Below are 26,693 nucleotides of genomic sequence, written 5' to 3'. Positions count from 1 at the left end.
ATAACACTCAACAGCCGTGGCGGGAATACGTGAGGACAGTCAGCAATCACCGAGGAGAGGGCCCATGCAGCAGTTAGATCCGAAGCTTGAACTACCACGATCACCTCGACCGTTGATTGAGTCGAACCCCGTGCCCCAGCCTTATCCGGTGCAGGCACTGGGTGGGATTCTTGGGCCTGCGGTGGAGCGCATGGCCGAGGTCATCGGCGTGCCCAAAGCACTGGCCGCGCAATCAGTGTTGGCTGCCTCGGCGCTGGCCACTCAAGGTCATGCGGGCTTGCAGCTCGACGGGAGAAATTATCCCCTGTCGCTGTACCTGATCACGGTGGCCGCGTCAGGTGATCGCAAGACCGCCGCAGACCGATGTGCATTGCTGCCTGCACGGCAATGGGAGCGTGAACAGTGGCAGCGCTATCGCGAACAACTTGCCCGGTACCGTGCCGCACAGCGACAGGCGCAGCGTATCAAGCCTGGCGATCCTGAGCCCTCAAACGGAATGTCGCTCGAAGCGGAGCCCTCAGCCCCTAGACTGATCACCACCGACCCGACTATCGAGGCCCTGATCAAGGGGCTCTGTCATGACTTGCCCAGCATGGGGCTGTTCTGTGATGAGGGCGGACAATTTCTTGGCAGCAGTACCATGAGTCGGAATAACCGTTTGAAAGCGGTCACGACCTTGTCGTCACTCTGGGATGGCAGCCCGATAGATCGCGCGCGTTCCATGGTTGGTGAAAGCTTGCGAGCCTATGACCGACGCTTGAGCCTCCACCTGATGCTGCAACCGTATTTGGCCATGCAGTTACTCAGTGATCCGTTGCTGCAGGGGCAAGGCATTCTAGGGCGCTGCTTGATGACCTGGCCCACCAGTCTAGCCGGGCAACGTAGCTACCAGGCTGTCGACTTGTCCAAAGACGCTGCCCTTAAGCGCTATCATCATCGCCTTTCGGCTCTGTTTTATCAGCCTTGGTCACTTTCCGCTGACGGGGCCTTGCAACTGTCAAAGCTGAGCCTCAGTCCGCTGGCGCGTCGTCGCTGGATTGATTTGCATGATGCTATCGAAGCTCAACTGGGTGAGTTTGGCGAGCTGGCCAGCGTGCGGCCCAGCGGTTCGAAGGCCGCCGACAACCTGTTGCGCGTCGCCGGCATTTTGGCCGTTGTGGAGGAGAGCAGTGTCGTGGAGGTCGACCATATCCAGCGGGCCTCGGCCTTAGTTGGATACTACCTCACCGAGATCCAGCGCCTGACCGAGCAGGAACCGGTGTGCAGGGTAAAAGAAGAGGCGGACCGGCTGTTGCGCTGGCTGCAGGTCAAGGAGTGGACGCGCTTCAGTATTCGAGAGCTGAATCGCAACGGTCCCCGCTTTGCCCGCAAGAGCAGTCGTCATGCCGCAAAGCTGCTGGTCGAGTTGATTGATCATCAGTGGTTGATCTCCGACGGCCACACCTTCGAGGTGCGCCATGTTCAATCTTGATGAAGCGCTGCGCAACCATCTGGCTCAACGCCAAAAGGAGCCGAAAGTGCGATTTGTCGCCGGTACTGTCGCCACTTTGTCGCCACGCTCAAAGGCAGGCAATGCAAGGGTTGTCGCCGGCGTCGCCGGTGTCGCCACCCTCCATAGAACTATCACCTCGACGACTTCCATTATCCAATGGTTGGAAGAGCAGGGCGCGCATCTTTACGTCACCGACAACACGCTGTGTTTTCGCCCGACTGATTGGGCTCAGTTCGCGATTGTAAGTGCGCACTGGCGAGCCCTTTTGCATGATCTCGCAGCAGCCGATCAGGAACAGAAAAATGGCTCGGGTCGGTAAGCGAGCAGGGCGCAATTTCGGCTTCGGTCGCCAGCTCAGCTATGCCGGACTGCAAGCACTGAAAGACCTGTTTGGCGACGGCCATTTTGCTACCGTCAAAGCCCATAGTGATCGCTGGCAGGCCTTCGTGCGTTGGTGTCTATCCGAGGAAGGGCCGAGGCTCAATGATGCGCGACAGATCGACCGCGAAGTCCTAATGCGGTACGCCGTCCACGTGCGGGAGCAGGTTGATCAGGGCAACGTCGGCATTGCCACCGCGCAGAACCGACTGTCCAGCGTGAACCGAACGATGGCTGCGCTGCGCGGTGATCAATACGTCAAAATTCCGAGTCCGAGCAAGGCGCTTGGCTTGCAGCGCTCAAGCGTGCGTAGTGAGGCGCCACAAGGCCAAGACCGTGTGCAGGTCAAGCTGATTGCGCAAGCGCTGTCAGAGCGACAGCAACTGAGGGTGAGTGCCATCTTGCTCCTCGCTCGGGAGACCGGCATGCGCCTACGTGAAGCGATCTTGGCGGACTTGCCCCGGCTGCAACGTGAGGCTCGGCAACTGGGCAAGATCAATATCCAGGACGGCACCAAAGGCGGTCGATCAGGCGCATCGGCACCGCGTTGGATTGCGGTCACGGATCTAGTTCGTGGCGCCCTCGACAGGGCCAGCGAGGCCTCACCCAAGGGCAGTCGGAATCTGTTAACACCTGATGAAAGCTACAAAGATTTCTTACAGACAATCGTACGACCGGCGCGGGACATCATGCATGAGCATGGATTGAAAGGCTTTCATGAACTGCGGGCGGCTTACGCCTGTGAGCGCTATGAACAACTGACCGGCTTCTCCGCGCCCATCAATGGCGGTCGTGGTCAACGAGAGGATCGAGCACTCGATCAGCGTGCACGTCAGCAGATCAGCCACGAGTTGGGGCATAACCGCATCGACGTGGTGAGTGCCTACATCGGAGGTCGTCTATGAAGTCCGAGTTCGATATGGCGTTGTTTCTGAGCCCCGTGCTCAAAGGTGCGCATGCCACGCGGCAGCGGCATATCAGGCAGGCAGAAAGGATGCACGAGGCGATTCGTGAGCGCTGGAGTTTTGCGACCCCTTGGTCCTGGAAGGAAAAGCACACCAGATGGTTTTTAGAGCACTACCTGCGTTGCTCAGCACCAGCGACCATCTATTACTATAAGTTAACAGCAGGGCTGATCCGCCGCAGAAAGGCGCAACTCGTGGTTGTCTGATAGATCTTTAAGCGTGAGCCCCTAAGTATGGGAATGCGGAGCCTTCCCATACTTAGGGGCTTGGCCGAAGAAGCGCAGGAATGCGGCTGATTTAGCGACAGTCGCCACTTCAGTCGCCCTGCTGCACGGCACGAATTGTCGCCTGCTCAGCGTATCGGCAAGACGTTACGGTCCCTTGTTTGATTGATGGCGGATGCCGACAGGCTGCCGGTGGCTGCCTTCTGGATATGTTCACTCCACCAGGCCATCATCGGACGCCGGCGTTCGATGTAATCCGCCCGGTTGTAGGCGCTTCGAACTTCGTCTTTATCGACATGCGCCAGCGCGACTTCGATTAGCTCCGGATCCCATCCATGCTCATTCAGAATTGTGCTGGCCATGGAGCGCATGCCGTGGCTGACTAAGCGGTCCTGAAAGCCCATTCGTTTCAATGCCATGTTGGCTGTCTGGCTATTCGCGTGGGTGCGCGGATTTCTATCTGACGGGAACACATATTCCCTGTGGCCGCTATGGGGCTTAAGCGTCTCCAATAACGAGAGTGCATGTTCGGTCAGCGGGATTGTGTGCGGACGACGCTTTTTCATTCGCTCCGGAGGGATGGTCCAGATGCGTTTTTCGAAGTCTATGTCTTCCCATCGGGTAGTCGCCGCTTCGGCAGGGCGGGTCATAGTGTGTAGCTGCCATTCGATCAGGCAGCGGGTTGTCCGCTTGATGCTGGCGTTCGCGATTTCCATCATGAGCTCCGGAAGCTCATCTGGTGGTAGCGCTGCCATGTTCTCTTTCTTAGGTTTTTTGAACACCGCTCGAATGCCGCTGAGAGGGTTGGCAAAGATCATTCCGGAATTGACACCGTAGGTCATGATCTCGTTAAGGCGCTGGCTCACTCGCTTAACTGTCTCGAGGCTGCCTTTGGCCTCAATCGGACGAAGGAGCTTGATGACCATTGGGGCGCTGACTTCGGAGAGAGGCGTTGATTTCATGCTCGGAAAAACATGCAGTGTGAGGGAGCGCCAAATGTCTTCGGCATACGCCGGCGTGACGGAATCCTTCTTCAGCTCGAACCAGGCGGTGGCCACGTTCTCGAAGGTGTGTTCCGTTTCCGCTCGTTTGGCTTCCTGTAGCTCATTGCGCTGAGCTTTTGGATCGATGCCCTGTGCAAGCAGCTCTCTAGCCTCAACGGTTTTCTTCCTCGCTTGCGCAAGAGAAACCTCGGGATAAGAGCCGAGTGCCATGTTGATTCGATTTTTGGTGACGGGATGCCGGTAGTTGAAATTCCACTGCATCGAGCGATTGACCCTAACTCGCAGCTGGAGCCCGTCGCCATCGGTGAGGACGTAATCCTTGTCTTTCGGTTTGACCGCCTTGAGCTGGCGGTCGGAGAGGCGGGTGGTTTGAGCGCACATGAGAAGTACTCCATGACACCTTTTGGTATTCCCAAGATTAGCGCCGGGTAGCCGGGAATACCATTGGGAATACCAAATCACCTGGAACTCAAAAAACCTCGAAAGCCCCCAATAGCCCTGTAAGCCGCGTATTTACTGGATTTCAGGCACAAAAAAAGACGTCCGTGGACGTCTTTAGATGTTGAAGTGGTGGAGCCGGGGGGATTTGAACCCCCGTCCGCCAGTACTCCGCTGTCGGTACTACATGCGTAGCCGTTTCTATTAAGTTAACCCTCAGCGACCCGAAGGGCAGGGTGCTTTGGGCGAGTTGTGTAAGTTTTAGCCGCTTCGTCCACAACGTACTGCACGGCGATTCTGTTCTATATGACAATCACTTTGGGTTTACAGACATCCCCTGGTGATTGCTGGACCCGAAGGTACCAGAAGCTCAGGGCTAAGGCTGCTTACGCAGCGAGAGCGAATTCCTGGCCGTAGTTTTCGTCATTGGCAACTATAAGAAGTTGCAACAGTGGATTTACGAGTTCTGTTACCAACTCGGCATGCACCTAAAGTTTCGCGACCGGCGTCGAATCCTAAACGGCCCCGTGCTTGTAACTCGTTGTTTCTTAGTGAGTGACAAGCCTGTGCAGTGTACGTCAAATGGTCACGGAAGGCCAACCCGAAGGTTGGCCCTCTCGCTTACTGACCGCCTTTGTCGCTGTTTTGCAGGTCCTGCAAGGCCTTAGAGGTGATTTCGATGCACTTCTTGTCATCGCCCGCTGCATGAGCAGCCTTGGCCTGGGAGACTGCGGTGTCGATTTCGCCGCTTTTGCCGCTGGTGTCGGTGGCGAGCAGGGCTTTGCCGTTGTTGACTTTGTCGAGGTTGATCTGGCACAGGTCTTTGTCATTACCCGCGGCGAACACAGGGGACGCCAGCATCGCAGCGGTAACAAACAAGCCAGCAAGAGCGGAACGCTTCATGGGGTATCTCCTTGCGCAAAAGGGCTCGACGCTGCTGGCGTTGAACGGCGGCCAGCGACATCACTGATGAGCCTCGTTCGTCGAGGCCTATGCAGATGACTACGCCAGTGCGCAGGGGTTCTGTTTTTTTGCGGGTTTAATGTGTGCGTGCTTTTGTGACGCGGTCAACGAGGTACACCAACCCGTGGTAATCGATGTCGCCATGTTGGCTCAGGCCGATTTCGCAGGTGCGGCTGGTGGAAATACCTTCACTGCAAGAATGTACCGCCTTGTTGAGTGAGCGCAGGGCGTGGGCGTTGAGCTGCGGCGTGGCGAAGCCTTTGTCGCCGGCGAAACCGCAGCAGTGGATACCTTCCGGAATGACCACGGTGTTGGCGCAGCGCCGGGCAAGGTCGATCAGTGCCTGGCTTTCGCCCAGGTGTTGAGTGCTGCAGGTGACGTGTACGGCGATTGGCGCTTGCTGAGGTGTGAAGTCGAGGCGGTTTATCAGGTGGGTGCGGATAAATCGTACGGGGTCGTAGAGGTCCAGGCGTGTTTCGCCCAGGTCTTGCACCAGGCGCAGGGTGCAGGGGCTGGTGTCGCAGTAGATCGGATCGAGGCCGCCACGGCTGACCTGGAGCAAGGCGCCGATCAATTCCTGGCGCTTGTGATCGGCTTGTTCGGCATAGCCTTTGGAGGCGAAGGGTTGGCCACAGCACAGGCTGTCGAGGTTGTCGGGGATCACCACCTGGTAACCGGCTTTTTCCAGCAGGCTGCGGGTTTTGTCGTACAGCGACATTTGCTCTTTATCTGCCGCCGCCGGGCCCATCGCGCGTGAGACGCAAGCGGCGAGATAGACCACGCGCGGACGTCCGTCGGTGACTGCAGGGCTGAAGCGAATGGCTTTTTCCGGCTGTGGCATGGCGGTGGTCCACTGCGGGATCTGCCCCTTGGACAGTCTGCTCATGTGCGCCGACAATTTTGCCAGGCGCGGGGCGCCCAATAGCATGCGCGCGCCGTTGGCGACATGCAGGGTGAAGCGCATGCCTTGCAGCGCAGTGGCGAAATGGGTGGCGAGCCATTCGGCCGTTTTCGTACGGTCGGCGTCTCGGCTGCGCAGCTTCTTCATCAGGTCACCGGTATTGATGCCTACAGGGCAGCGCTGGGCGCACAGTCCGGTGGCAGCGCAGGTGTCGATGCCCTGGTACTGGTAGGCGGCTTCGAGTTCGGCGGTATCCACGCCTGCGCGTTTCCTCGCCTGGATGTCACGCCAGATCACGATGCGCTGGCGCGGGCTCAGGGTCAGGCCATTCGACGGGCACACCGGCTCGCAAAATCCGCACTCGATACACTTATCCACAAGCTCGTCGGCAGCCGGCAGGGGCTTGAGGTGCTTGAGATGGATTTGCGGGTCTTCGCTGAGCACCACGTCCGGGTTGAGAATGCCGTTGGGGTCGAGCAGGCGCTTGAGCTGCCACATCAGTTGATAGGCTTCGCTGCCCCATTCCAGCTCGACGAATGGCGCCATGTTGCGGCCGGTGCCGTGTTCGGCCTTCAACGAGCCGCCGAATTCCACGGCCACCAACTGCGCCACGTCATCCATGAACGCTTGATAGCGTGTGATTTCTTCCGCGCTGTTGAAGCCTTGGGTGAACACGAAGTGCAGATTGCCCTCCAGGGCGTGTCCGAAAAGGATGGCTTCGTCGTAGTGATGTTTGTCGAACAGCGCGATCAGACGGTTTACGCCGATGGCCAGTTGCTCGACCGGGAAGGTCACGTCTTCGATGATGACGGTGGTGCCGGTCTTGCGCACCGCGCCGACGGCGGGGAAGGTGTCTTTGCGAATCGCCCACAGCCGGGCGTTTTCCACGGGGTCTTCAGTGAAGTCGACCTGCTTCTCCACCGCAAAGCAGGCCAGGGCCTTCATGATCAGCGCCAGTTGCTCATGGAGTAATGACGGCGACGCCGCGCGGGATTCAATCAATAGGGCGCAGGCTGTTTCCGATAGGTGCTGTACGAATTCGGGCATGCCTGGCTTGTTTTGCACGGAGCGCAGGCTGCGTCGGTCCAGCAGTTCCACGGCGGAAACTGGCTGGGTTTTCAGGGCGGTTACGGCGTTGCAGCAGATCTCGACATTCGGGAATACGATCAGCGCCGAGGCTTTGTTCGGGTGGTCGACCACTGTGTTGTAGGTCACGGCACTGATAAATCCCAGGGTACCTTCGGAGCCCACCAGCAAGTGGGTGAGGATCTCCAGTGGGTCATCAAAATCCACCAGGGCGTTGAGTGACAGGCCAGTGGTGTTTTTCAGACGGTATTTATGGCGGATGCGTGCGGCCAATTCGGCATTCGCCCGCGTCTGGCGACCGAGTGTCGCCAAGCGTTCAAGCAGCGCGCCGTGCCGATTGCGAAATACCGTGACGCTTGCCGCGTCTTCGGTGTCCAGGCGGCTGCCATCGGCCAGCACCAGGCGAATGCCGGCGAGGGTGTGATAAGTGTTCTGCGCCGTACCGCAGCACATGCCGCTGGCGTTGTTGGCGACGATACCGCCGATTTTGCAGGCATTGATTGACGCCGGATCCGGCCCGATCTTGCGCCCGAACGGGGCGAGCCAGGCATTGGCCTGGGCACCGATTACGCCGGCCTGCAGGCGGATTTGCATGCCTTGCCCGCGAATCTCGCGGCCGTTCCAATTGTCGCCCAGGACGATCAGCACCGAATCGCTGATGGCCTGCCCGGACAGGCTGGTTCCCGCCGCGCGGAATGTCACTGGCACGCCATCGCGTTGCGCCCATTGCAGCAGCGCGACCACTTCGTCTTCCGACTCGACGCGGATCACTAGTTGTGGGATCAGTCGGTAAAAACTGGCATCGGTGCCGAAGGCGAGGGTAGAAAGTGGGTCGTCGAAACGCCGATCTTTCGGGATCAGTTGTGCGACATCGCTCAGGAAAGCAGCAGGCAGACTCATTGATCCTCCAGAAACAGTAGGCGCCGGAGACGCTGTCCGGTGTCGATTCCTATCCTGTTACGCGCAGGTCATCAGCATACCGGTGAACCGGTAAGTGTGCGCTGGCGTTATCGGGAGCTGCATTGGGAGGAGGTCTGTAGGAGGCGAGCGCGTGTAGCCAAGGGAGGTTCCCGAGGCTACGCCGGTGACAAGGTTAGTCTTCCTTGCCCTTGTTGCGCACGGCGCGATGCAGCTCGCGATTGGAATCGCGTTCGCGTTCGGTGTCGCGCTTGTCGTATTCCTTCTTGCCCTTGCCCAGCGCGATCTCGCACTTGACCAGGTGCTTGCTCCAGTACCAGGACAGGCAGATGCAGGCATAGCCTTTCTGTTGCACGGCAGCGGCGAGCTTTTCCAGTTCGCGGGCGTTGAGCAACAGCTTGCGTGTGCGTACCGGGTCGGCAATCACGTGAGTGCTCGCGGTGGTCAGCGGGGTGATATGACTGCCCAGCAGCCACGCCTCGCCATCCTTGAGCAGCACATAGCTGTCGACCAGTTGCAGCTTGCTGGCGCGCAAACTTTTTACTTCCCAGCCGGCCAGGACCAGACCAGCCTCGAAACGGTGTTCGATGAAGTAATCGTGTCGCGCCTTTTTATTTTGCGCGATGGTCCCTGTAGGGTGTTTCTTTTGTTTAGCCATAGGGGCGGCATTATAGGGAGTTGCGAGCGTGTCGGCTACGGTCAAGCTGCGTGCTTGAGCGTGTTGAGCGAATCCCGGACAATGCGGGCAGTTCTTTGGTTTTTTTCTCTCGCGGATTGGGCTGTTTTTTTCGCGATGTTTGTCTCAGCAGTGGAAATAACGCTCACATGACGACGCATATTCAACGTTCGGCCCTGCTGCCTTATCCGGCGCAGGCGCTCTATGACCTGGTCAACGACGTGGCGCGTTACCCGGAATTTCTACCCTGGTGCTCGACCGCTGAAGTGCTGGAGGGCAGTGACGAGTACATGGTTGCCAGTGTTGGCGTCGCCAAGGGCGGCCTTAGCCAGCACTTTGTCACGCGCAATATCCTGGTGCCTGGCAAATCCATCGAAATGAATCTGCAGGAAGGCCCTTTTACGCAGTTGCATGGCGTGTGGGTATTCAAGGCATTGACCGAGAAGGCCTGCAAAATCAGCCTGGATCTGTCCTTTGATTACGCCGGGCCGATTGTGCGGGCGACGTTGGGGCCGCTGTTCAATCAGGCGGCGAATACGTTGGTCGACGCCTTCTGTGAACGAGCCAAGCAGCTGCATGGTTGAGATTGAAGTGGTGTATGCCACTGCCGAACGTCAGGTTTTATTGGCTGTAATGGTGCCGCCCGGTACCAGTCTGCGGGCAGCCGTAGAGGCGTCGGGGATCGCTTCGCAGTTTCCTGAAGTAGAGCTTGCCGATTGTCCCTTGGGAATTTTTGGCAAGGTGGTGACTGATGCCGAGACGCGCTCCGTGCAGTCAGGTGACCGCATCGAGATTTATCGCCCGCTGCTGGCAGATCCCAAGGAAGTGCGCAGGCTGCGCGCGGCCAAGGCTGCGTTGGCCAGGCAGAAAAACGACTAGGCTTGCCAATGGGCAGGCAACAAAAAGCCCGGCATGCCAGGCTTTTTATCGATCGCCGCCAACTTACTGCGGGCTGGTGTCCAGAGGCTGTGGCGACGGGACTGGAACAGTTTCTACACCGTCGACGTCTTTCTGGATCTTGTCCAGCAAAGAGCCAGGCTTGGCCGGTACTTCTGACTTGGGCTGTTCGCTTTGCTGCGCGGGAGCAGTCACAGGTGCAGTGCCTGTGTCCTTGCCAAGCAGGGCTTCATCACGGCTTACGCCAGGCATGAAGTCACCGGAAAGGCTGACGAGCTGATCATTGCCATTGAAAATGACACTGACGCGTTCCTGCTGGCGTTCACCGCCACCCGGTTGAAGGCTGTACAGATAATCCCAGCGATCGGCATGGAAAGTGTCGGTCAGCAGGGGATTACCCATGATAAACCGTACTTGCCGTCGGGTCATTCCCGGGCGTAACTGGTCTATCATGTCCTGCGTGACGACATTGCCCTGCTGGATGTCGATTTTGTAAACCCCGGGGAATGAACAACCGGCGAGTGCGAGCAGTCCCACAAAGGTGAAACTGGTTAGCAAGAGCTTGGTGTTTTGCATCGGTGGGCGACTTCCACTATCTTGGCTGGGACAACGTAAACGCCGATCATACCCGTATTAAGAGAAGCTGCGAAGCAGCATCCGCGAGAAAGCTAACCATGGTTGAAAATAGCGAACTACGCAAAGCCGGTCTCAAAGTGACTCTGCCTCGAGTCAAGATTCTACAAATGCTCGATTCTGCTGAGCAGCGCCACATGAGTGCCGAGGATGTCTACAAGGCGCTGATGGAGTCTAACGAGGATGTAGGACTGGCCACGGTTTACCGTGTGCTGACCCAGTTTGAAGCCGCAGGGCTGGTGGTTCGCCATAATTTCGACGGCGGTCATGCAGTGTTCGAACTGGCTGACGGTGGTCATCACGACCACATGGTTGACCTGGATACCAATGAGGTTATCGAGTTCACCAGTCCGGAAATCGAAGCCCTTCAGCACAAGATTGCTGAGGAGCATGGCTTCGATTTGGTTGACCACAATCTCGTACTCTACATACGTAAGAAAAAGTAAAAATCGTTGCAGATTCGCTCTGCAAAACGATAGAAGGCGACCTCAGGGTCGCCTTCGTGCTTTCTATAGAAGGGAGAAGAGACTCAACTCAAGCCTTGGCCGCTACCACCATTTTCTTCGCGTGAGCCAGAGACTCCTTGGTCAAGTCGATGCCGCCCAGCATCCGCGCCACTTCCTCCACGCGCTCGGACTTGTTCAGCTTGGACACGGCCGTATGAGTCGCATCACTGCCTCGTACCTTGTGCACAAACAGATGCTGATGGCCCTGGGCTGCCACTTGCGGCAAGTGAGTGACGGTCAGTACCTGACCGCGATCCCCAAGTCGACGCAACAACTGGCCGACAATTTCAGCGGTTGGCCCGCCAATACCCACGTCCACTTCGTCGAACACCAGCGTCGGTACGCGTGAAGTTTGTGCCGTGATGACCTGGATCGCCAGGCTGATGCGTGACAGCTCACCCCCGGATGCCACTTTTGCCAGCGCCTTGAGCGGTTGTCCAGGGTTGGCGCTGACCAGCAGTTCCACCTGTTCCAGGCCGTGAGGCTGCAGTTCGTTGTTGGCATTGGCGCGAAGCTCGATCACGAAGCGGCCGCCCGGCATGCCCAGTCGCTGGATCTCCTGTTCCACTGCACCGGCCAGGCGGGTGGATGCCTGCTGGCGAAGCTCGCTCAACTCCCTGGCCTTTTCCTGATAATGTCGGGCGAACGAAGCGAGTTCATCGCCCAGTCGCTCGATGGATTCATCATTGGCGTTCAGTGTCTCGATTTCATCCATCAGTTTCTGCTGCATCGCAGCCACTTCAGTAGGCTGGATGCGATGTTTGCGCGCCAGGGTATAGATAGTGTCCAGGCGTTCCTCGATTTGCTGCAGGCGTGCCGGGTCGGCATCGAAGTGGTCGAGGAAGCGGTTGAGTTCGCCCACGGCTTCCTCTACCTGGATCTGCGCACTGGTGAGCAGGGTAGTGGCTTCGCTCAGCGAGCCGGATGCGTTGTTTACGCTGGAAAGCCGATTGAGGCTGGCCGTGAGTGCATTCAGTACGTTACCCGAATCACTCTCGCTGCATTGCTCGACCACCTGGCGGCATATGCCCAGCAGGGTCTCGGCGTTCGTGAGGTTTTTGTGTTCCTGTTCCAGCTGTTCCAGTTCGCTTTCGCCAAGACTCAGGCTTTCCAGTTCTTCAAGTTGATAGCTGAGCAACTGGTGGCGAGCACGTTGTTCGTCGCCGGAGTTTGAGAGGCGTTCCAGCTCCTGGCGGGTCTGGCGCCAGCGCTGGGCGGCCAGTTGGACCTGGCGCGCCAGTTCGGTGGCGCCTGCGTATTCGTCGAGCAGCCGGCGATGGGTGTCGGTTTTCAGCAGCGACTGATGTTCATGCTGACTGTGGATATCGATCAGCAATTCGCCCAGGGCCTTCAAGTCGCCGAGGGGGCAGGGTGTGCCATTGATATAGCCGCGCGAACGCCCTTCGGCAGTGATGACCCTGCGCAGGATGCAGGGGCCTTCATGGTTCAGGTCGCGCTCGGCCAGCCAGGTTTCGGCCTCGGGGATGTCCGCCAGGTCGAAGGTAGCCAATATGTCGGCCTTGTCCGCACCGGGGCGCACCACGCCACTGTCGGCACGGTCGCCGAGTGTCAGGCCCAGGGCGTCGAGCATGATCGACTTGCCGGCGCCGGTTTCGCCTGTGATTACGCTCATCCCGCGATCCAGCTCGAGATCCAGATGTTCAACGATGGCGTAGTTATGTACGGACAGGTGCACGAGCATGACGGCCGCTCCCAGGCTTTAGGTCTGGTTATTTATACAGTGTTTTATTCAAGACTGACAATCCTCCCGCTTAGCTCGATTTGCTTGGTCAATCGGTTTTTTTAGCGCAATGCAGAATGAATGCGCAGGAAGTGTGCGTGAGTGCACGAAAGACTTTTGGTAACGACCGCGCTCTTGAACCTGAAAATTGTGGCCCCATATACCGGAACAGAAGCGCGAGTTGAGATCGCGCATGATTTTGAAAGGAGAAATCTATGGCTGACGAACAGACGCAGGATACGCAAGCGCCAGACGCCAATTCGGCTGTCGGCGATGAACTGGCGACTCGTGTGCAAGTGCTCGAAGAGCAATTGGTCGCCGCGCAGGACCAGTCTCTGCGTGTTGCCGCCGATCTGCAGAACGTCCGCCGCCGCGCCGAGCAGGATGTGGAAAAGGCTCATAAATTCGCGCTGGAAAAATTCGCCAATGACCTGCTGCCGATCATCGACAGCCTGGAGCGTGGGCTTGAATTGTCCAACCCGGACGACGAAAACATCCGCCCGATGCGCGAAGGTATCGAACTGACCCTGAAAATGTTCCAGGACACCCTGAAGCGTTATCAGCTGGAGGCGATCGATCCGCAAGGCGGCGAGCCGTTCAACGCCGAGCATCACCAGGCCATGGCCATGCAGGAAAGCCATGACCTGGAGCCTAACAGTGTGTTGAAGGTGTTCCAGAAAGGTTACCAACTTAACGGTCGCTTGCTGCGCCCGGCAATGGTGGTGGTCAGCAAGGCGCCGGCACCGGCTGCACCTTCTATTGATGAGCAGGCTTGAAATCCGCCGCAAGGCCCCCATTTATAAGTCAAGCGTTTAAGTGCTACCGCAGTTAGCCACCACTGCTGCGGCATCCAAATTCAAGTTTCGGGAGAGTAAATCATGGGCAAAATTATCGGTATCGACCTGGGGACCACCAACTCCTGCGTCTCCGTGCTGGAAAACGGCGTAGCTAAAGTTATCGAAAACGCCGAAGGCGCGCGGACCACGCCGTCGATCATCGCTTACGCCAACGATGGCGAAATTCTGGTGGGTCAGTCGGCCAAGCGTCAGGCTGTGACCAACCCGCACAATACCCTGTACGCAGTGAAGCGTCTGATCGGTCGCAAGTTCGACGAAGAAGTCGTGCAGAAAGACATCAAGATGGTCCCGTACAAGATCGCCAAGGCTGACAACGGTGACGCCTGGGTTGAAGTAAACGGCCAGAAAATGTCGCCGCCGCAAATCTCGGCTGAAATCTTGAAAAAGATGAAGAAGACTGCCGAAGATTACCTGGGCGAAACAGTCACCGAAGCGGTGATCACCGTTCCGACCTACTTCAACGACAGCCAGCGTCAGGCGACCAAAGACGCCGGCCGCATCGCGGGCCTGGACGTTAAACGCATCATCAACGAGCCCACCGCAGCCGCTCTGGCTTACGGCATGGACAAGGCCAAGGGCGATCACACCGTGATCGTTTATGACCTGGGTGGCGGTACCTTCGACGTCTCCGTGATCGAGATCGCGGAAGTGGACGGCGAGCACCAGTTCGAAGTGTTGGCCACCAACGGTGACACCTTCCTGGGTGGTGAAGACTTTGACATTCGTCTGATCGACTACCTCGTTGACGAATTCAAGAAAGAAAGCGGCATGAACCTCAAAGGTGACCCGCTGGCCATGCAGCGCCTGAAAGAGGCGGCCGAGAAAGCCAAGATCGAACTGTCTTCCTCGCAGTCGACCGATGTGAACCTGCCATACATCACCGCAGACGCTACCGGTCCAAAGCACCTGAACGTGAAAATCTCGCGCTCCAAGCTCGAAGCCCTGGTTGAAGACCTGGTTCAACGCACCATCGAACCTTGCCGCATCGCGCTGAAAGATTCCGGCATTGATGTGGGCGCGATCAACGACGTCATCCTCGTCGGCGGTCAGACCCGTATGCCACTGGTGCAGAAGCTTGTCACCGAGTTTTTCGGCAAGGAAGCACGTAAAGACGTGAACCCGGACGAAGCTGTTGCCATGGGTGCTGCCATTCAGGGCGCGGTATTGGCAGGTGATGTTAAAGACGTGTTGCTGCTGGACGTCAGCCCGCTGACCCTGGGTATCGAAACCATGGGCGGCGTGATGACCGCGCTGATCGAGAAAAACACCACGATTCCTACCAAGAAATCTCAGGTGTTCTCGACTGCCGATGACAACCAGGGCGCCGTGACCATTCACGTGCTGCAAGGTGAGCGTAAGCAGGCTGCGCAGAACAAGTCCCTGGGCAAGTTCGACCTGGCCGAGATTCCACCAGCGCCACGCGGCGTGCCGCAAATCGAAGTGACCTTTGACATCGACGCCAACGGCATCCTGCACGTCGGCGCGAAAGACAAGGCCACCGGTAAAGAGCAGAAGATCACCATCAAGGCCAACTCCGGTCTGTCTGATGAAGAAATTCAACAGATGATTCGTGATGCTGAAACCAACGCCGAAGCGGACAAGAAGTTCGAAGAACTGGCCGGTGCCCGTAACCAGGGTGACGCGCTGGTTCACTCGACTCGCAAGATGATCGCTGACGCTGGCGACAAAGTGACCGCTGAAGAGAAGGCCGCGATTGAAGCTGCCGTGGTTGCCCTGGAAGCTGCCGTTAAAGGTGACGACAAGGCTGCCATCGAAGCGAAGGTCGAGGAACTGTCGAAAGTCTCCGCGCCGGTTGCTCAGAAAATGTACGCCGAACAAGGTCAGCCGGCCGAGGGTGCTGCGCAGCAGGCAGAGCCTGAAGCCAAGCACGATGACGTGGTTGATGCCGAGTTCGAAGAAGTCAAAGACCAGAAGTAACAGGTCGCCCGGTTGACCGCTTTCCGGCGGTGACTGGTAGGATGTCGCCGCGCGGGAGCTTGCTCCCGCGTTGGCGTGTCTGGGGTATGCGAATTTTTACAGCATGCGACAGCGTTCGGATGCTGGCGGTGTGATCGGGAATGCTCCTGCTTTCCGAGCGATAAATACCGCGCTTTTCGCCGGCTGCCCGGCTAAAAAGCAGTAACGACCAGGATCGTTGAATTGACGTGAGTTGGGTCCGGGCCTGTATTGGGGCTCAACGAGTTTGGCGGGGCTCAGGAGGGTCTGGCCGAACGTCCTTAAGAGTGCAAAGACTTATGGCAAAGCGTGACTATTACGAAGTGTTGGGTGTGGAGCGTGGCTCCAGCGAGGCGGACCTGAAAAAGGCCTACCGTCGCCTGGCGATGAAGCATCACCCGGACCGTAATCCGGACAGCAAGGAATCCGAAGAGATGTTCAAGGAGGCCAATGAGGCCTATGAATGTCTGTCTGACCCCAACAAACGTGCGGCCTATGACCAGTATGGTCATGCGGGCGTTGACCCGAGCATGGGCGGCGGCGGTGCCGGCTTTGGCGGGCAGAATTTCTCCGATATTTTCGGTGATGTGTTCAGTGACTTCTTTGGCGGTGGCCGGGGTGGTCAGCGCGGTGGCGCCCAGCGTGGCAGCGACCTGCGCTACACCCTTGAGCTGAACCTTGAGGAAGCCGTGCGTGGTACCAGCGTCAACATTCGTGTGCCGACGCTGGTCAACTGCAAGCCGTGCGATGGTTCGGGTGCCAAGAAGGGCTCCTCGCCGATTACCTGTCCGACCTGTGGCGGCATTGGCCAGGTGCGCATGCAGCAGGGCTTCTTCTCGGTGCAGCAGACCTGCCCACGTTGCCATGGTCAGGGCAAGATCATTTCCGATCCGTGTGACTCCTGCCACGGCGAAGGGCGTGTCGAAGAGTACAAGACCCTTTCGGTGAAAGTGCCGGCAGGTGTGGATACCGGTGACCGCATTCGTCTGTCGGGCGAAGGCGAGGCGGGTGCCCAGGGCGGGCCTACGGGCGACCTGTACGTGGTGATCAGTGTGCGTGAGCACTCGATCTTCCAGCGCGATGGCAAGCACCTGTTCTGTGAAGTGCCTATCAGCTTTGTGGATGCGGCGTTGGGCGGCGAGTTGGAAATTCCGACGCTCGATGGTCGCGTGAAGCTCAAGATCCCGGAAGGCACCCAGACCGGCAAGCAGTTCCGTATTCGTGGCAAAGGCGTTGCGCCGGTGCGCGGTGGCGGTGCGGGCGACCTGATGTGCCGTGTTGCGGTAGAGACTCCGGTCAATCTGGGCCGCCGTCAGCGTGAGCTGCTGGAGGAGTTCCGCAGCTCGCTGGAAGGCGACGACTCCCACTCGCCCAAGACCACGGGCTTCTTCGATGGCGTGAAGCGCTTTTTCGGCGACCTGTAAGGAATGAGTATGCGACGTATAGCCGTGATGGGCGCTGCCGGGCGCATGGGCAAGACGTTGGTCGAAGCGGTGCAGCAGCGCTCGCCGGCGTCGGGGCTGACTGCAGCAATCGTTCGTCCGGGCAGTACGCTGATCGGTGCGGATGCCGGTGAGTTGGCCTCGCTGGGGCGCATCGGTGTGTCGCTGTCCGGCAATCTGGAGCAGGTGGCTGACGAGTTCGACGTACTGATCGACTTCACGCTGCCGGACGTGATGCTGAAAAACCTGGCGTTCTGCCGTAAGGCGGGCAAGGCCATGGTGATTGGCACCACGGGCCTCAGCGCCGAGCAGAAGCAGCTCCTGGTGGAGGCGGGCAGGGATATTCCTGTGGTGTTCGCGGCCAATTTCAGCGTGGGCGTGAATCTTTCGCTCAAGTTGCTGGACCTGGCGGCGCGTGTGCTGGGAGATGAGGCGGATATCGAGATCATCGAAACCCATCACCGTCACAAGATCGATGCGCCATCGGGTACCGCACTGCGCATGGGTGAGGCGATTGCCGATGCGCTGGGTCGTGATTTGTCGAAGGTAGCGGTCTACGGTCGGGAAGGTCATACCGGCGCGCGTGCGCGTGACACGATTGGTTTCGCTACCGTTCGTGGTGGAGATGTAGTGGGTGATCACACCGTGCTGTTCGCCACCGAAGGCGAGCGACTTGAGATCACCCACAAGGCCTCCAGCCGTATGACGTTTGCCAAGGGCGCGGTACGTGCTGCGCTGTGGCTGGAAAGTCGCGAACCGGGCCTTTACGACATGCGCGATGTGCTGGACCTGCACTAGGCAGTCGCCAAAAGGGGCTCAGGGCTATTCCTGGGCTCTGTTTTTACCCGCTAAGCGACGCCCTGTCGCATTCCTCTGTCTTCAAGGCTTATTAGCGGTGGACCCAAAAAGGCTTTTTCTGTAACCTACAGCTTTAGTGTGTTCACTAAAAGCGCGCAGAATAATTCAGTGAAGAAGCGGGGTGACGTGTCCATACGTCACTCCGCTTTTTTACAACCTGCGATCGCCCTTTCAGGCTTTATTTACGGGAGGTCTTCTTGACTAAGCCAGCCATACTCGCCCTTGCTGATGGCAGCATTTTTCGCGGCGAAGCCATTGGAGCCGACGGTCAGACCGTTGGAGAGGTAGTGTTTAACACTGCCATGACCGGCTATCAGGAAATCCTTACCGATCCTTCCTACGCCCAACAGATCGTTACCCTGACCTATCCGCACATCGGCAACACCGGTACCACACCGGAAGACGTCGAGTCTGATCGTGTCTGGTCGGCGGGCCTGGTCATTCGTGACCTGCCGCTGGTCGCGAGCAACTGGCGTAACACGATGTCGCTGTCCGATTACCTGAAAGCCAACAATGTTGTGGCAATCGCCGGTATCGATACGCGCCGCCTCACGCGCATCCTGCGTGAAAAAGGCTCGCAGAACGGCTGCATCATGGTCGGTGACAATATTTCCGAAGAGGCGGCGATTGCCGCAGCCCAGGGCTTCCCAGGCCTCAAAGGCATGGACCTGGCTAAAGTCGTCAGCGTCAAAGAGAAGTACGAGTGGCGCTCCACGGTCTGGGACTTGAAGACCGACAGCCACGCGACCATCGATGCCGCTGAGCTGCCTTACCACGTGGTCGCTTATGACTACGGCGTGAAGTACAACATCCTGCGCATGCTGGTTGAGCGTGGCTGCCGCGTGACCGTGGTGCCGGCGCAAACCCCTGCCAGCGACGTACTGGCCCTGCAACCGGACGGCGTGTTCCTGTCCAACGGCCCGGGCGACCCCGAGCCTTGTGACTACGCGATCCAGGCCATCAAAGATGTGCTGGAGACCGAGATTCCGGTATTCGGCATCTGCCTGGGCCACCAACTGCTGGCCCTGGCCTCCGGCGCCAAGACCCTGAAAATGGGGCATGGCCATCACGGTGCTAACCATCCGGTGCAAGACCTGGACACTGGCATTGTGATGATCACCAGCCAGAACCACGGTTTTGCGGTGGACGAGGCGACTTTGCCAAGCAACGTGCGCGCGATTCACAAGTCGCTGTTCGACGGTTCCCTGCAAGGCATCGAGCGCACCGACAAGAGCGCGTTCAGCTTCCAGGGCCACCCTGAAGCGAGCCCGGGCCCGAACGACGTAGCGCCGCTGTTCGACCGTTTCATCAATGAAATGGCCAAGCGACGCTGACTGAGCGGCCTGCGGGCGGCCCCGGTTTTCGGTGGCCCCCGCAGGTACTTCAAGATTGTTCAAGACGGCTTGCCGACTGACCTGCGGATTTGAGTGACAAACCCATGCCAAAACGTACAGACATAAAAAGCATCCTGATTCTCGGCGCCGGCCCGATTGTGATCGGCCAGGCCTGCGAATTCGACTACTCCGGCGCCCAGGCCTGCAAGGCTCTGCGCGAAGAGGGCTACCGCGTCATCCTGGTGAACTCCAACCCGGCCACCATCATGACCGACCCGGACATGGCCGACGCCACCTACATCGAGCCGATCAAATGGCAGACCGTTGCCAAGATCATCGAGAAAGAACGTCCGGACGCCCTGCTGCCGACCATGGGTGGCCAGACCGCTCTGAACTGCGCCCTGGACCTGGAGCGCGAAGGCGTTCTGGAGAAGTTCGGCGTGGAGATGATCGGTGCCAACGCCGACACCATCGACAAGGCTGAAGACCGTTCGCGTTTCGACAAGGCCATGAAGTCCATCGGCCTGGACTGCCCGCGCTCCGGTATCGCCCACAGCATGGAAGAGGCCAACGCGGTTCTCGAAAAGCTGGGCTTCCCGTGCATCATCCGTCCGTCGTTCACCATGGGCGGCACCGGTGGCGGTATTGCTTACAACCGTGAAGAGTTCGAAGAAATCTGCGCCCGTGGCCTGGACCTGTCGCCGACCAAAGAGCTGCTGATCGATGAATCCCTGATCGGCTGGAAAGAGTACGAGATGGAAGTTGTCCGCGACAAAAAGGACAACTGCATCATTGTCTGCTCCATCGAGAACTTCGACCCGATGGGCGTGCACACCGGTGATTCGATCACCGTTGCTCCAGCGCAGACCCTGACGGACAAGGAATACCAGATCATGCGTAACGCCTCGTTGGCGGTATTGCGTGAGATCGGCGTTGAAACCGGCGGTTCCAACGTTCAGTTCGGCATCTGCCCGGACACCGGCCGCATGGTCGTCATCGAGATGAACCCGCGTGTATCGCGCTCTTCGGCGCTTGCCTCGAAAGCAACCGGTTTCCCGATTGCGCGCATCGCTGCCAAATTGGCTATTGGTTACACCCTGGACGAGCTGCAAAACGAAATCACGGGCGGCGCCACGCCGGCGTCTTTCGAGCCATCCATCGACTACGTTGTGACCAAGCTGCCGCGCTTTGCTTTCGAGAAGTTCGCCAAGGCTGACGCGCGCCTGACCACCCAGATGAAATCCGTGGGTGAAGTCATGGCCATCGGCCGAACCTTCCAGGAATCCCTGCAGAAAGCCCTGCGTGGCCTGGAAGTTGGCGTTTGCGGTCTGGACGAGAAGCTCGACCTGAGCAACCCGGAAAGCATGAGCGTCCTCAAGCGAGAGTTGACCGTGCCGGGTGCCGAGCGTATCTGGTACGTGGCGGACGCGTTCCGTGCCGGTCTGTCGGTCGAAGATATCTTCGGCATGAACATGATCGACCCATGGTTCCTGGTGCAGATCGAAGATCTGATCAAGGAAGAAGAGAAGGTCAAGACCCTCGGTCTGTCGTCTATCGACCGCGACCTGATGTTCCGCCTCAAGCGCAAAGGCTTCTCCGACCAACGCCTGGCCAAGCTGCTGGGTGTAACCGAGAAAAACCTGCGCACCCATCGTCACAAGCTGGACATCTTTCCGGTCTACAAGCGCGTTGACACTTGCGCGGCCGAGTTCGCTACCGACACCGCATACATGTACTCCACCTACGAGGAAGAGTGCGAAGCCGCGCCGTCAGGACGCGACAAGATCATGATCCTCGGTGGCGGACCCAACCGTATCGGCCAAGGCATCGAGTTCGACTACTGCTGCGTACACGCCGCTCTCGCCCTGCGCGAAGACGGGTACGAGACCATCATGGTCAACTGCAACCCGGAAACTGTTTCCACCGACTACGACACCTCCGATCGCCTGTACTTCGAGCCGGTGACCCTGGAAGACGTGCTGGAAATCTGCCGCGTCGAGAAGCCAAAAGGTGTGATTGTCCAGTACGGCGGCCAAACCCCGCTGAAACTGGCGCGTGCCCTTGAAGCCGCCGGCGTGCCGATCATCGGCACCAGCCCGGACGCCATCGACCGTGCCGAAGACCGTGAGCGCTTCCAGCAAATGGTTGAGCGCTTGAACCTGCGTCAGCCGCCAAACGCCACCGTGCGCAGCGAAGACGAAGCCATCCGTGCTGCCAGCAAGATCGGCTACCCACTGGTGGTGCGTCCGTCCTATGTGCTGGGCGGCCGTGCGATGGAAATCGTCTACGAAGAAGAAGAACTCAAGCGTTACCTGCGTGACGCGGTGAAGGTGTCCAACGACAGCCCGGTGCTGCTCGATCACTTCCTCAACTGCGCCATCGAGATGGACGTGGATGCGGTGTGCGACGGCACTGACGTGGTAATCGGCGCAATCATGCAGCACATCGAACAGGCGGGCGTTCACTCCGGTGACTCCGCGTGCTCGCTGCCGCCTTACTCGCTGCCGGCGCACATCCAGGACGAGATGCGCGAACAGGTCAAGAAAATGGCCCTGGAGCTGGGCGTGGTCGGCCTGATGAACGTGCAGTTGGCGCTGCAGGGTGAAGACATCTACGTCATCGAAGTCAACCCGCGTGCTTCGCGTACCGTGCCGTTTGTTTCCAAGTGCATCGGTGTGTCCCTGGCCATGATCGCTGCCCGCGTGATGGCCGGTAAGACTCTGAAGGAAATCGGCTTCACCAAGGAAATCATTCCGAACTTCTACAGTGTGAAAGAGGCGGTGTTCCCCTTCGCCAAGTTCCCTGGCGTGGACCCGATCCTGGGCCCTGAGATGAAGTCCACCGGTGAAGTGATGGGTGTGGGCGATACGTTCGGTGAAGCTTTTGCCAAGGCCCAGATGGGTGCCAGCGAAGTGCTGCCGACCGGCGGGACTGCGTTCATCAGCGTGCGTGATGACGACAAGCCACTGGTTGCAGGGGTTGCCCGTGATCTGATCAACTTGGGCTTCGAAGTCGTGGCTACCGCCGGGACCGCCAAGCTGATCGAAGCTGCCGGCCTGAAAGTACGTCGCGTGAACAAGGTGACGGAAGGCCGTCCGCACGTGGTCGACATGATCAAGAATGACGAAGTGACGTTGATCATCAACACCACCGAGGGTCGTCAGTCGATCGCGGATTCCTACTCCATTCGTCGTAATGCCTTGCAGCACAAGATCTACTGCACCACCACCATTGCTGCTGGCGAAGCCATCTGCGAAGCGCTCAAGTTCGGTCCGGAAAAGACCGTGCGTCGCTTGCAGGATCTACACGCAGGATTGAAGGCATGACCAAATACCCAATGACCGTCCAGGGCTTCAAGGCCCTGGAAGAGGAGCACGCCCACCTGACCAAGGTCGTACGTCCAAAGCTGAGCCAGGACATCGGTACGGCCCGCGAGCTGGGTGACTTGAAGGAAAACGCCGAATACCATGCCGCTCGCGAACAGCAAGGCATGGTCGAGGCACGTATTCGCGACATCGAAGGCCGCCTGCAGAATTCGGTGGTTATCGATGTGACGACGATTCCGAAGACCGGCAAGGTGATTTTCGGCACCACCGTGGAAATTGCCAACGTCGAGACTGACGAAAGCGTTGTCTACCACATCGTGGGCGAGGATGAAGCTGACTTCAAACTCGGCAAGATCTCCGTAGGTTCACCGCTGGCCCGCGCCTTGATTGCCAAGGAAGAGGGCGATGTGGTGGCCGTGAAGACACCGGGCGGTGTGATCGAGTACGAGATTGTTGAAGTTCGTCACGTTTGAAAGACGGCGCCCGCTGCGTGCGGGCGCCATGCTTTGGCAATTGGCCCAGATGCTGTGGGTCGGTGGCCTTTGGTTGTTGCACATCGGCGTGTTGCCGGCGTTGGGCCTGATTGGCCTGGCGCCGATGCTGATCGATGAGATTGACGGATTATTGAGTGCGCTGCTGGTGGGTTTTGCAGCGGCGTGCGTGACGCTCCAGGCGCTGGTGCTGGTTACGGCCGAAGGCGCTGGGAGTTTGTTGCGGGATATTCGCGGGCAACTGCTGTTGATGGCGCTGTATGCCTGCGCGATGTTTTGCGCGGTGCATATCTGGCTGCCGCAAGCGTTGCGCTGGCAACTGTTCAGCTATCTTGTGTTAGGGTTTTCCGGCCTGGTGCTGGTGATGCAGCCGGCGCCGGGGTGGAGTGGCGGGGCGCGCGAAGCACGCCCGTGACCCTTTTCGTTACTTGAAGCGATGAACGTTCGACAGTTGCTTGTTGACGCTGAAGTTCTTGCGGTACAGCAGCGCCATCTTGCCGATGACCTGAACCAGGTCTGCCTTGCCAACCTTGCACAGTTCTGCAATGGCCGCCAGGCGCGCTTCGCGGTCAAGGATGTTGACCTTGATCTTGATCAGTTCGTGATCGCCCAATGCGCGTTCAAGTTCGGCTAAAACACCTTCAGTCAAACCGTTGTCAGCCACAATCAAAACTGGTTTCAGATGGTGGCCAATGGATTTGTACTGTTTCTTCTGCTCTTGAGTGAGCGGCATAATCTGACCCCTGCGTCTGATCTTGTAAAAAGCGGCGGCCAGTTTACCCGAGCGAGTCCGGGACCGCCCAGTTAATCACGACCCGTTTTATTTTCGAGGTGGCCCGTGGCCCGTTCCAAAACTAGCCTTAAGTGGCTGCAAGAGCATTTCAACGATCCTTACGTCAAAAAGGCGCAGAAGGACGGCTACCGTTCCCGGGCCAGCTACAAACTGCTGGAGATCCAGGACAAGGACAAACTGATTCGTCCAGGCATGAGCGTCATCGACCTGGGCGCGGCACCGGGTGGTTGGTCCCAGGTGACCAGTCGTCTGATTGGTGGGCAAGGCCGTTTGATCGCTTCCGACATCCTTGAGATGGACAGCATCCCCGATGTGACCTTTGTGCACGGCGACTTCACCCAGGATTCTGTCTTGGCCGAGATTCTGGAAGCCGTGGGAAATTCTCAGGTGGACCTTGTGATTTCCGACATGGCCCCCAATATGAGTGGGTTACCGGCTGTCGATATGCCGCGCGCCATGTTTCTCTGTGAGCTGGCGCTGGATCTGGCGGGTCGGGTGTTGCGCCCTGGTGGTGATTTTCTGGTGAAGGTCTTCCAGGGCGAAGGTTTTGACGAGTACCACAAGAACATCCGCAAGCTGTTCGACAAGGTTCAGACACGCAAGCCAGACTCTTCCCGGGACAGATCCCGTGAACAGTACCTGTTGTGCCGCGGGTTCCGCGGGGTAGAAGGTGCGGCAAGCGAAGAGCGATTCTGATGTGTTCGAGCAGGGCGATAGGTTTTTTTAAATCGCTTTCGTAATGAAGCTTTACGAATATTGTGTAGTCAAAGTTTCACAAAGGGTTACAGACGGCGTCTGCAAGAGTTGTAGGTAATGTAGTAAGTTAGGCCGGTGAATATCATGCGAAGCGCGCGCCAGCAGCGGAGCTTGCTTCAGAGGGTAGTTAATTGAACGATATGGCAAAGAATCTGATCCTGTGGTTGATCATTGCGGCTGTCCTGGTGACGGTGATGAACAACTTCTCCAGCCCTAACGAGCCGCAGACCCTCAACTATTCCGACTTCATCCAGCAGGTCAAGGATGGCAAGGTCGAGCGCGTAGCGGTTGATGGCTACGTGATTACCGGTAAGCGCAGCGATGGCGACAGCTTCAAGACCATCCGTCCGGCAATCCAGGATAACGGTCTGATCGGCGATCTGGTGGATAACCATGTGGTCGTTGAGGGCAAGCAGCCTGAGCAGCAGAGCATCTGGACCCAGCTCCTGGTCGCGAGCTTCCCGATCCTGGTGATCATTGCCGTGTTCATGTTCTTCATGCGCCAGATGCAAGGTGGTGCGGGGGGCAAGGGCGGGCCGATGAGCTTCGGCAAGAGCAAGGCGCGCCTGCTCTCTGAAGATCAGGTGAAGACCACATTGGCGGACGTCGCGGGTTGCGATGAGGCCAAGGAAGAAGTGGGCGAGCTGGTTGAGTTCCTGCGCGATCCTGGCAAGTTCCAGCGCCTTGGCGGCCGTATTCCTCGCGGCGTGCTGATGGTTGGACCTCCCGGTACTGGTAAAACCTTGCTGACCAAGGCGATTGCCGGTGAAGCCAAGGTGCCGTTCTTCACGATTTCCGGTTCCGACTTTGTCGAGATGTTTGTCGGCGTCGGTGCCAGCCGTGTTCGTGACATGTTCGAACAGGCCAAGAAACACGCGCCATGCATCATCTTCATCGATGAAATCGACGCTGTTGGTCGCCATCGTGGCGCCGGCATGGGCGGTGGTCATGACGAGCGCGAGCAGACTCTCAACCAGTTGCTGGTCGAGATGGACGGTTTTGAGATGAATGACGGCATCATCGTCATTGCAGCGACCAACCGTCCTGACGTGCTGGACCCCGCGTTGCTGCGTCCAGGCCGTTTCGACCGTCAGGTTGTGGTTGGTTTGCCGGATATCCGTGGTCGTGAACAGATCCTGAAAGTACACATGCGCAAAGTACCAATGGGCGACGATGTGGCCCCGGGCGTGATTGCCCGTGGTACCCCTGGCTTCTCCGGTGCCGACCTGGCCAACCTGGTCAACGAGGCTTCGCTGTTTGCGGCCCGCACCGGCAAGCGCATTGTGGAAATGAAAGAGTTCGAGCTGGCCAAGGACAAGATCATGATGGGCGCCGAGCGCAAATCCATGGTCATGTCCGAGAAAGAGAAGCAGAACACTGCTTACCACGAGGCGGGTCACGCCATCGTTGGTCGTGTTGTGCCTGAGCACGACCCGGTCTACAAGGTTTCGATCATTCCTCGCGGCCGTGCCCTGGGTGTGACCATGTTCCTGCCGGAAGAGGATCGTTACAGCCTTTCCAAGCGTGCGTTGATCAGCCAGATCTGCTCGCTGTATGGCGGTCGAATCGCTGAGGAGATGACCCTGGGCTTCGATGGGGTCACCACCGGTGCCTCTAACGACATCATGCGCGCCAGCCAGATTGCGCGGAACATGGTGACCAAGTGGGGCTTGTCGGAAAAACTGGGTCCATTGATGTATGCCGAGGAAGAAGGCGAAGTGTTCCTGGGTCGTGGCGGTGGTGGTCAGAGCGCAAGCTTCTCCGGTGAAACAGCCAAGCTGATCGACTCCGAAGTGCGCAGTATCATTGACCAGTGCTACGGCACGGCCAAGCAGATCCTGACTGACAATCGCGACAAGCTGGATGCCATGGCTGACGCGCTGATGAAGTACGAGACCATCGATGCCGATCAGATAGACGACATCATGGCCGGTCGTGCTCCGCGTGAGCCGCGCGACTGGGAAGGTGGTTCGGGCACTTCGGGCACTCCGCCCGTGGTTCAGAACGAACGCCCTGAAGCCCCGATTGGCGGTCCTGCAGCTGACCACTAAGGTTTGA

Annotated in this window: 24 protein-coding genes and 1 other RNA gene; 17 read left to right on the top strand and 8 right to left on the bottom strand. The window is 58.3% G+C overall.

The features are described from left to right. The first annotated feature begins 64 nt into the window (after window positions 1-64). The 4 genes from VRB54_RS20285 to VRB54_RS20270 are packed head-to-tail and all read left to right on the top strand — an operon-like array spanning window position 65 to window position 3,041. Entirely contained in the window at window positions 65-1,471 is a 1,407-nt protein-coding gene (locus VRB54_RS20285) for a YfjI family protein (RefSeq protein ID WP_338478526.1), read from the top strand. Next, window positions 1,458-1,811: a hypothetical protein gene (locus tag VRB54_RS20280; protein WP_338478525.1), complete on the top strand. Its 354-nt coding sequence runs from the start codon at window positions 1,458-1,460 to the stop codon at window positions 1,809-1,811. The genes VRB54_RS20285 and VRB54_RS20280 overlap by 14 nt, the downstream gene beginning before the upstream one ends. Further along, entirely contained in the window at window positions 1,795-2,775 is a 981-nt protein-coding gene (locus VRB54_RS20275) for an integrase domain-containing protein (protein ID WP_338481137.1), read from the top strand. The genes VRB54_RS20280 and VRB54_RS20275 overlap by 17 nt, the downstream gene beginning before the upstream one ends. Beyond that, entirely contained in the window at window positions 2,772-3,041 is a 270-nt protein-coding gene (locus VRB54_RS20270; protein ID WP_338478524.1) for a hypothetical protein, read from the top strand. Before VRB54_RS20275 ends, VRB54_RS20270 begins: the two co-directional genes overlap by 4 nt. 146 nt (window positions 3,042-3,187) lie before the next feature. Here VRB54_RS20270 and VRB54_RS20265 read toward each other — a convergent pair whose 3' ends face one another. The 5 genes from VRB54_RS20265 to smpB all read right to left on the bottom strand — a co-directional run bounded on the left by VRB54_RS20265 (window position 3,188) and on the right by smpB (window position 9,027). Beyond that, window positions 3,188-4,444: an integrase domain-containing protein gene (locus VRB54_RS20265; protein ID WP_338478523.1), complete on the bottom strand. Its 1,257-nt coding sequence runs from the start codon at window positions 4,442-4,444 to the stop codon at window positions 3,188-3,190. Window positions 4,445-4,631: 187 nt separating this feature from the next. Continuing rightward, window positions 4,632-5,028, bottom strand: a transfer-messenger RNA (tmRNA) gene (gene ssrA / locus VRB54_RS20260). A gap of 94 nt (window positions 5,029-5,122) precedes the next feature. Then, complete coding sequence (locus VRB54_RS20255; protein ID WP_338478522.1) at window positions 5,123-5,404, bottom strand: hypothetical protein; 282 nt, start codon at window positions 5,402-5,404, stop codon at window positions 5,123-5,125. Between the two features lie 136 nt (window positions 5,405-5,540). Further along, the gene (locus VRB54_RS20250; RefSeq protein WP_338478521.1) at window positions 5,541-8,351 is read right to left on the bottom strand and encodes an FAD-binding and (Fe-S)-binding domain-containing protein; all 2,811 of its coding nucleotides are present in this window, start codon (window positions 8,349-8,351) and stop codon (window positions 5,541-5,543) included. A 193-nt stretch (window positions 8,352-8,544) separates the two neighbouring features. After that, complete coding sequence (gene smpB / locus VRB54_RS20245; protein WP_003235073.1) at window positions 8,545-9,027, bottom strand: SsrA-binding protein SmpB; 483 nt, start codon at window positions 9,025-9,027, stop codon at window positions 8,545-8,547. 167 nt (window positions 9,028-9,194) lie between these two features. On the opposite strand from smpB, the gene VRB54_RS20240 reads away from it, so the two are divergent. Both VRB54_RS20240 and VRB54_RS20235 read left to right on the top strand, forming a co-directional pair. Continuing rightward, window positions 9,195-9,629: a type II toxin-antitoxin system RatA family toxin gene (locus tag VRB54_RS20240; protein ID WP_003235071.1), complete on the top strand. Its 435-nt coding sequence runs from the start codon at window positions 9,195-9,197 to the stop codon at window positions 9,627-9,629. Further along, a complete protein-coding gene (locus VRB54_RS20235) occupies window positions 9,622-9,924 on the top strand; it encodes an RnfH family protein (RefSeq protein ID WP_338478520.1) in 303 nt (100 codons plus the stop codon). The genes VRB54_RS20240 and VRB54_RS20235 overlap by 8 nt, the downstream gene beginning before the upstream one ends. A gap of 63 nt (window positions 9,925-9,987) precedes the next feature. Here VRB54_RS20235 and VRB54_RS20230 read toward each other — a convergent pair whose 3' ends face one another. Beyond that, the gene (locus VRB54_RS20230) at window positions 9,988-10,518 is read right to left on the bottom strand and encodes an outer membrane protein assembly factor BamE (RefSeq protein WP_338478519.1); all 531 of its coding nucleotides are present in this window, start codon (window positions 10,516-10,518) and stop codon (window positions 9,988-9,990) included. Window positions 10,519-10,616: 98 nt separating this feature from the next. On the opposite strand from VRB54_RS20230, the gene fur reads away from it, so the two are divergent. After that, window positions 10,617-11,021 (top strand): ferric iron uptake transcriptional regulator, encoded by a 405-nt coding sequence (fur, locus tag VRB54_RS20225; RefSeq protein WP_003194220.1) that lies wholly within the window; start codon window positions 10,617-10,619, stop codon window positions 11,019-11,021. An 88-nt stretch (window positions 11,022-11,109) separates the two neighbouring features. Here the strand turns inward: fur and recN are convergent, their stop codons facing one another. Then, a complete protein-coding gene (recN, locus tag VRB54_RS20220; protein ID WP_338478518.1) occupies window positions 11,110-12,783 on the bottom strand; it encodes a DNA repair protein RecN in 1,674 nt (557 codons plus the stop codon). Between the two features lie 254 nt (window positions 12,784-13,037). Between recN and grpE the strand changes: the two genes are divergently transcribed. From grpE to VRB54_RS20180, 8 genes are all read left to right on the top strand, one after another. Then, window positions 13,038-13,598, top strand: coding sequence for a nucleotide exchange factor GrpE (gene grpE, locus VRB54_RS20215; RefSeq protein WP_003235061.1), 561 nt, complete (start codon window positions 13,038-13,040; stop codon window positions 13,596-13,598). A gap of 102 nt (window positions 13,599-13,700) precedes the next feature. Beyond that, window positions 13,701-15,617, top strand: a complete 1,917-nt coding sequence (gene dnaK, locus VRB54_RS20210; protein ID WP_338478517.1) for a molecular chaperone DnaK — start codon at window positions 13,701-13,703, stop codon at window positions 15,615-15,617. Window positions 15,618-15,934: 317 nt separating this feature from the next. Beyond that, a complete protein-coding gene (gene dnaJ / locus VRB54_RS20205; RefSeq protein ID WP_003235057.1) occupies window positions 15,935-17,059 on the top strand; it encodes a molecular chaperone DnaJ in 1,125 nt (374 codons plus the stop codon). Window positions 17,060-17,068: 9 nt separating this feature from the next. Beyond that, window positions 17,069-17,875: a 4-hydroxy-tetrahydrodipicolinate reductase gene (dapB, locus tag VRB54_RS20200; protein WP_209984936.1), complete on the top strand. Its 807-nt coding sequence runs from the start codon at window positions 17,069-17,071 to the stop codon at window positions 17,873-17,875. 257 nt (window positions 17,876-18,132) lie between these two features. Continuing rightward, window positions 18,133-19,269, top strand: a complete 1,137-nt coding sequence (gene carA / locus VRB54_RS20195; RefSeq protein ID WP_003235052.1) for a glutamine-hydrolyzing carbamoyl-phosphate synthase small subunit — start codon at window positions 18,133-18,135, stop codon at window positions 19,267-19,269. A gap of 104 nt (window positions 19,270-19,373) precedes the next feature. After that, a complete protein-coding gene (carB, locus tag VRB54_RS20190) occupies window positions 19,374-22,595 on the top strand; it encodes a carbamoyl-phosphate synthase large subunit (protein WP_003235050.1) in 3,222 nt (1,073 codons plus the stop codon). Continuing rightward, a complete protein-coding gene (gene greA, locus VRB54_RS20185; protein WP_003235048.1) occupies window positions 22,592-23,068 on the top strand; it encodes a transcription elongation factor GreA in 477 nt (158 codons plus the stop codon). Before carB ends, greA begins: the two co-directional genes overlap by 4 nt. Before the next feature lie 28 nt (window positions 23,069-23,096). Further along, window positions 23,097-23,501 carry an MFS transporter gene (locus VRB54_RS20180; RefSeq protein ID WP_338478516.1) on the top strand — a complete coding sequence of 135 codons (405 nt, stop codon included), beginning with the start codon at window positions 23,097-23,099 and terminating at the stop codon, window positions 23,499-23,501. A 9-nt stretch (window positions 23,502-23,510) separates the two neighbouring features. Here the strand turns inward: VRB54_RS20180 and VRB54_RS20175 are convergent, their stop codons facing one another. Beyond that, on the bottom strand, window positions 23,511-23,819 hold the full coding sequence (locus VRB54_RS20175) for a YhbY family RNA-binding protein (RefSeq protein ID WP_017139256.1): 309 nt from the start codon (window positions 23,817-23,819) through the stop codon (window positions 23,511-23,513). Window positions 23,820-23,924: 105 nt separating this feature from the next. On the opposite strand from VRB54_RS20175, the gene rlmE reads away from it, so the two are divergent. Beyond that, window positions 23,925-24,575 carry a 23S rRNA (uridine(2552)-2'-O)-methyltransferase RlmE gene (gene rlmE, locus VRB54_RS20170; protein WP_003235041.1) on the top strand — a complete coding sequence of 217 codons (651 nt, stop codon included), beginning with the start codon at window positions 23,925-23,927 and terminating at the stop codon, window positions 24,573-24,575. A 200-nt stretch (window positions 24,576-24,775) separates the two neighbouring features. Next, complete coding sequence (gene ftsH, locus VRB54_RS20165) at window positions 24,776-26,686, top strand: ATP-dependent zinc metalloprotease FtsH (protein ID WP_338478515.1); 1,911 nt, start codon at window positions 24,776-24,778, stop codon at window positions 26,684-26,686. The last annotated feature ends 7 nt before the right edge of the window (window positions 26,687-26,693 follow it).

It is taken from the genome of Pseudomonas trivialis, assembly GCF_036864995.1.
Lineage (GTDB): Bacteria > Pseudomonadota > Gammaproteobacteria > Pseudomonadales > Pseudomonadaceae > Aquipseudomonas > Aquipseudomonas trivialis.
This window is presented reverse-complemented; position numbering and strand designations above follow the sequence as displayed.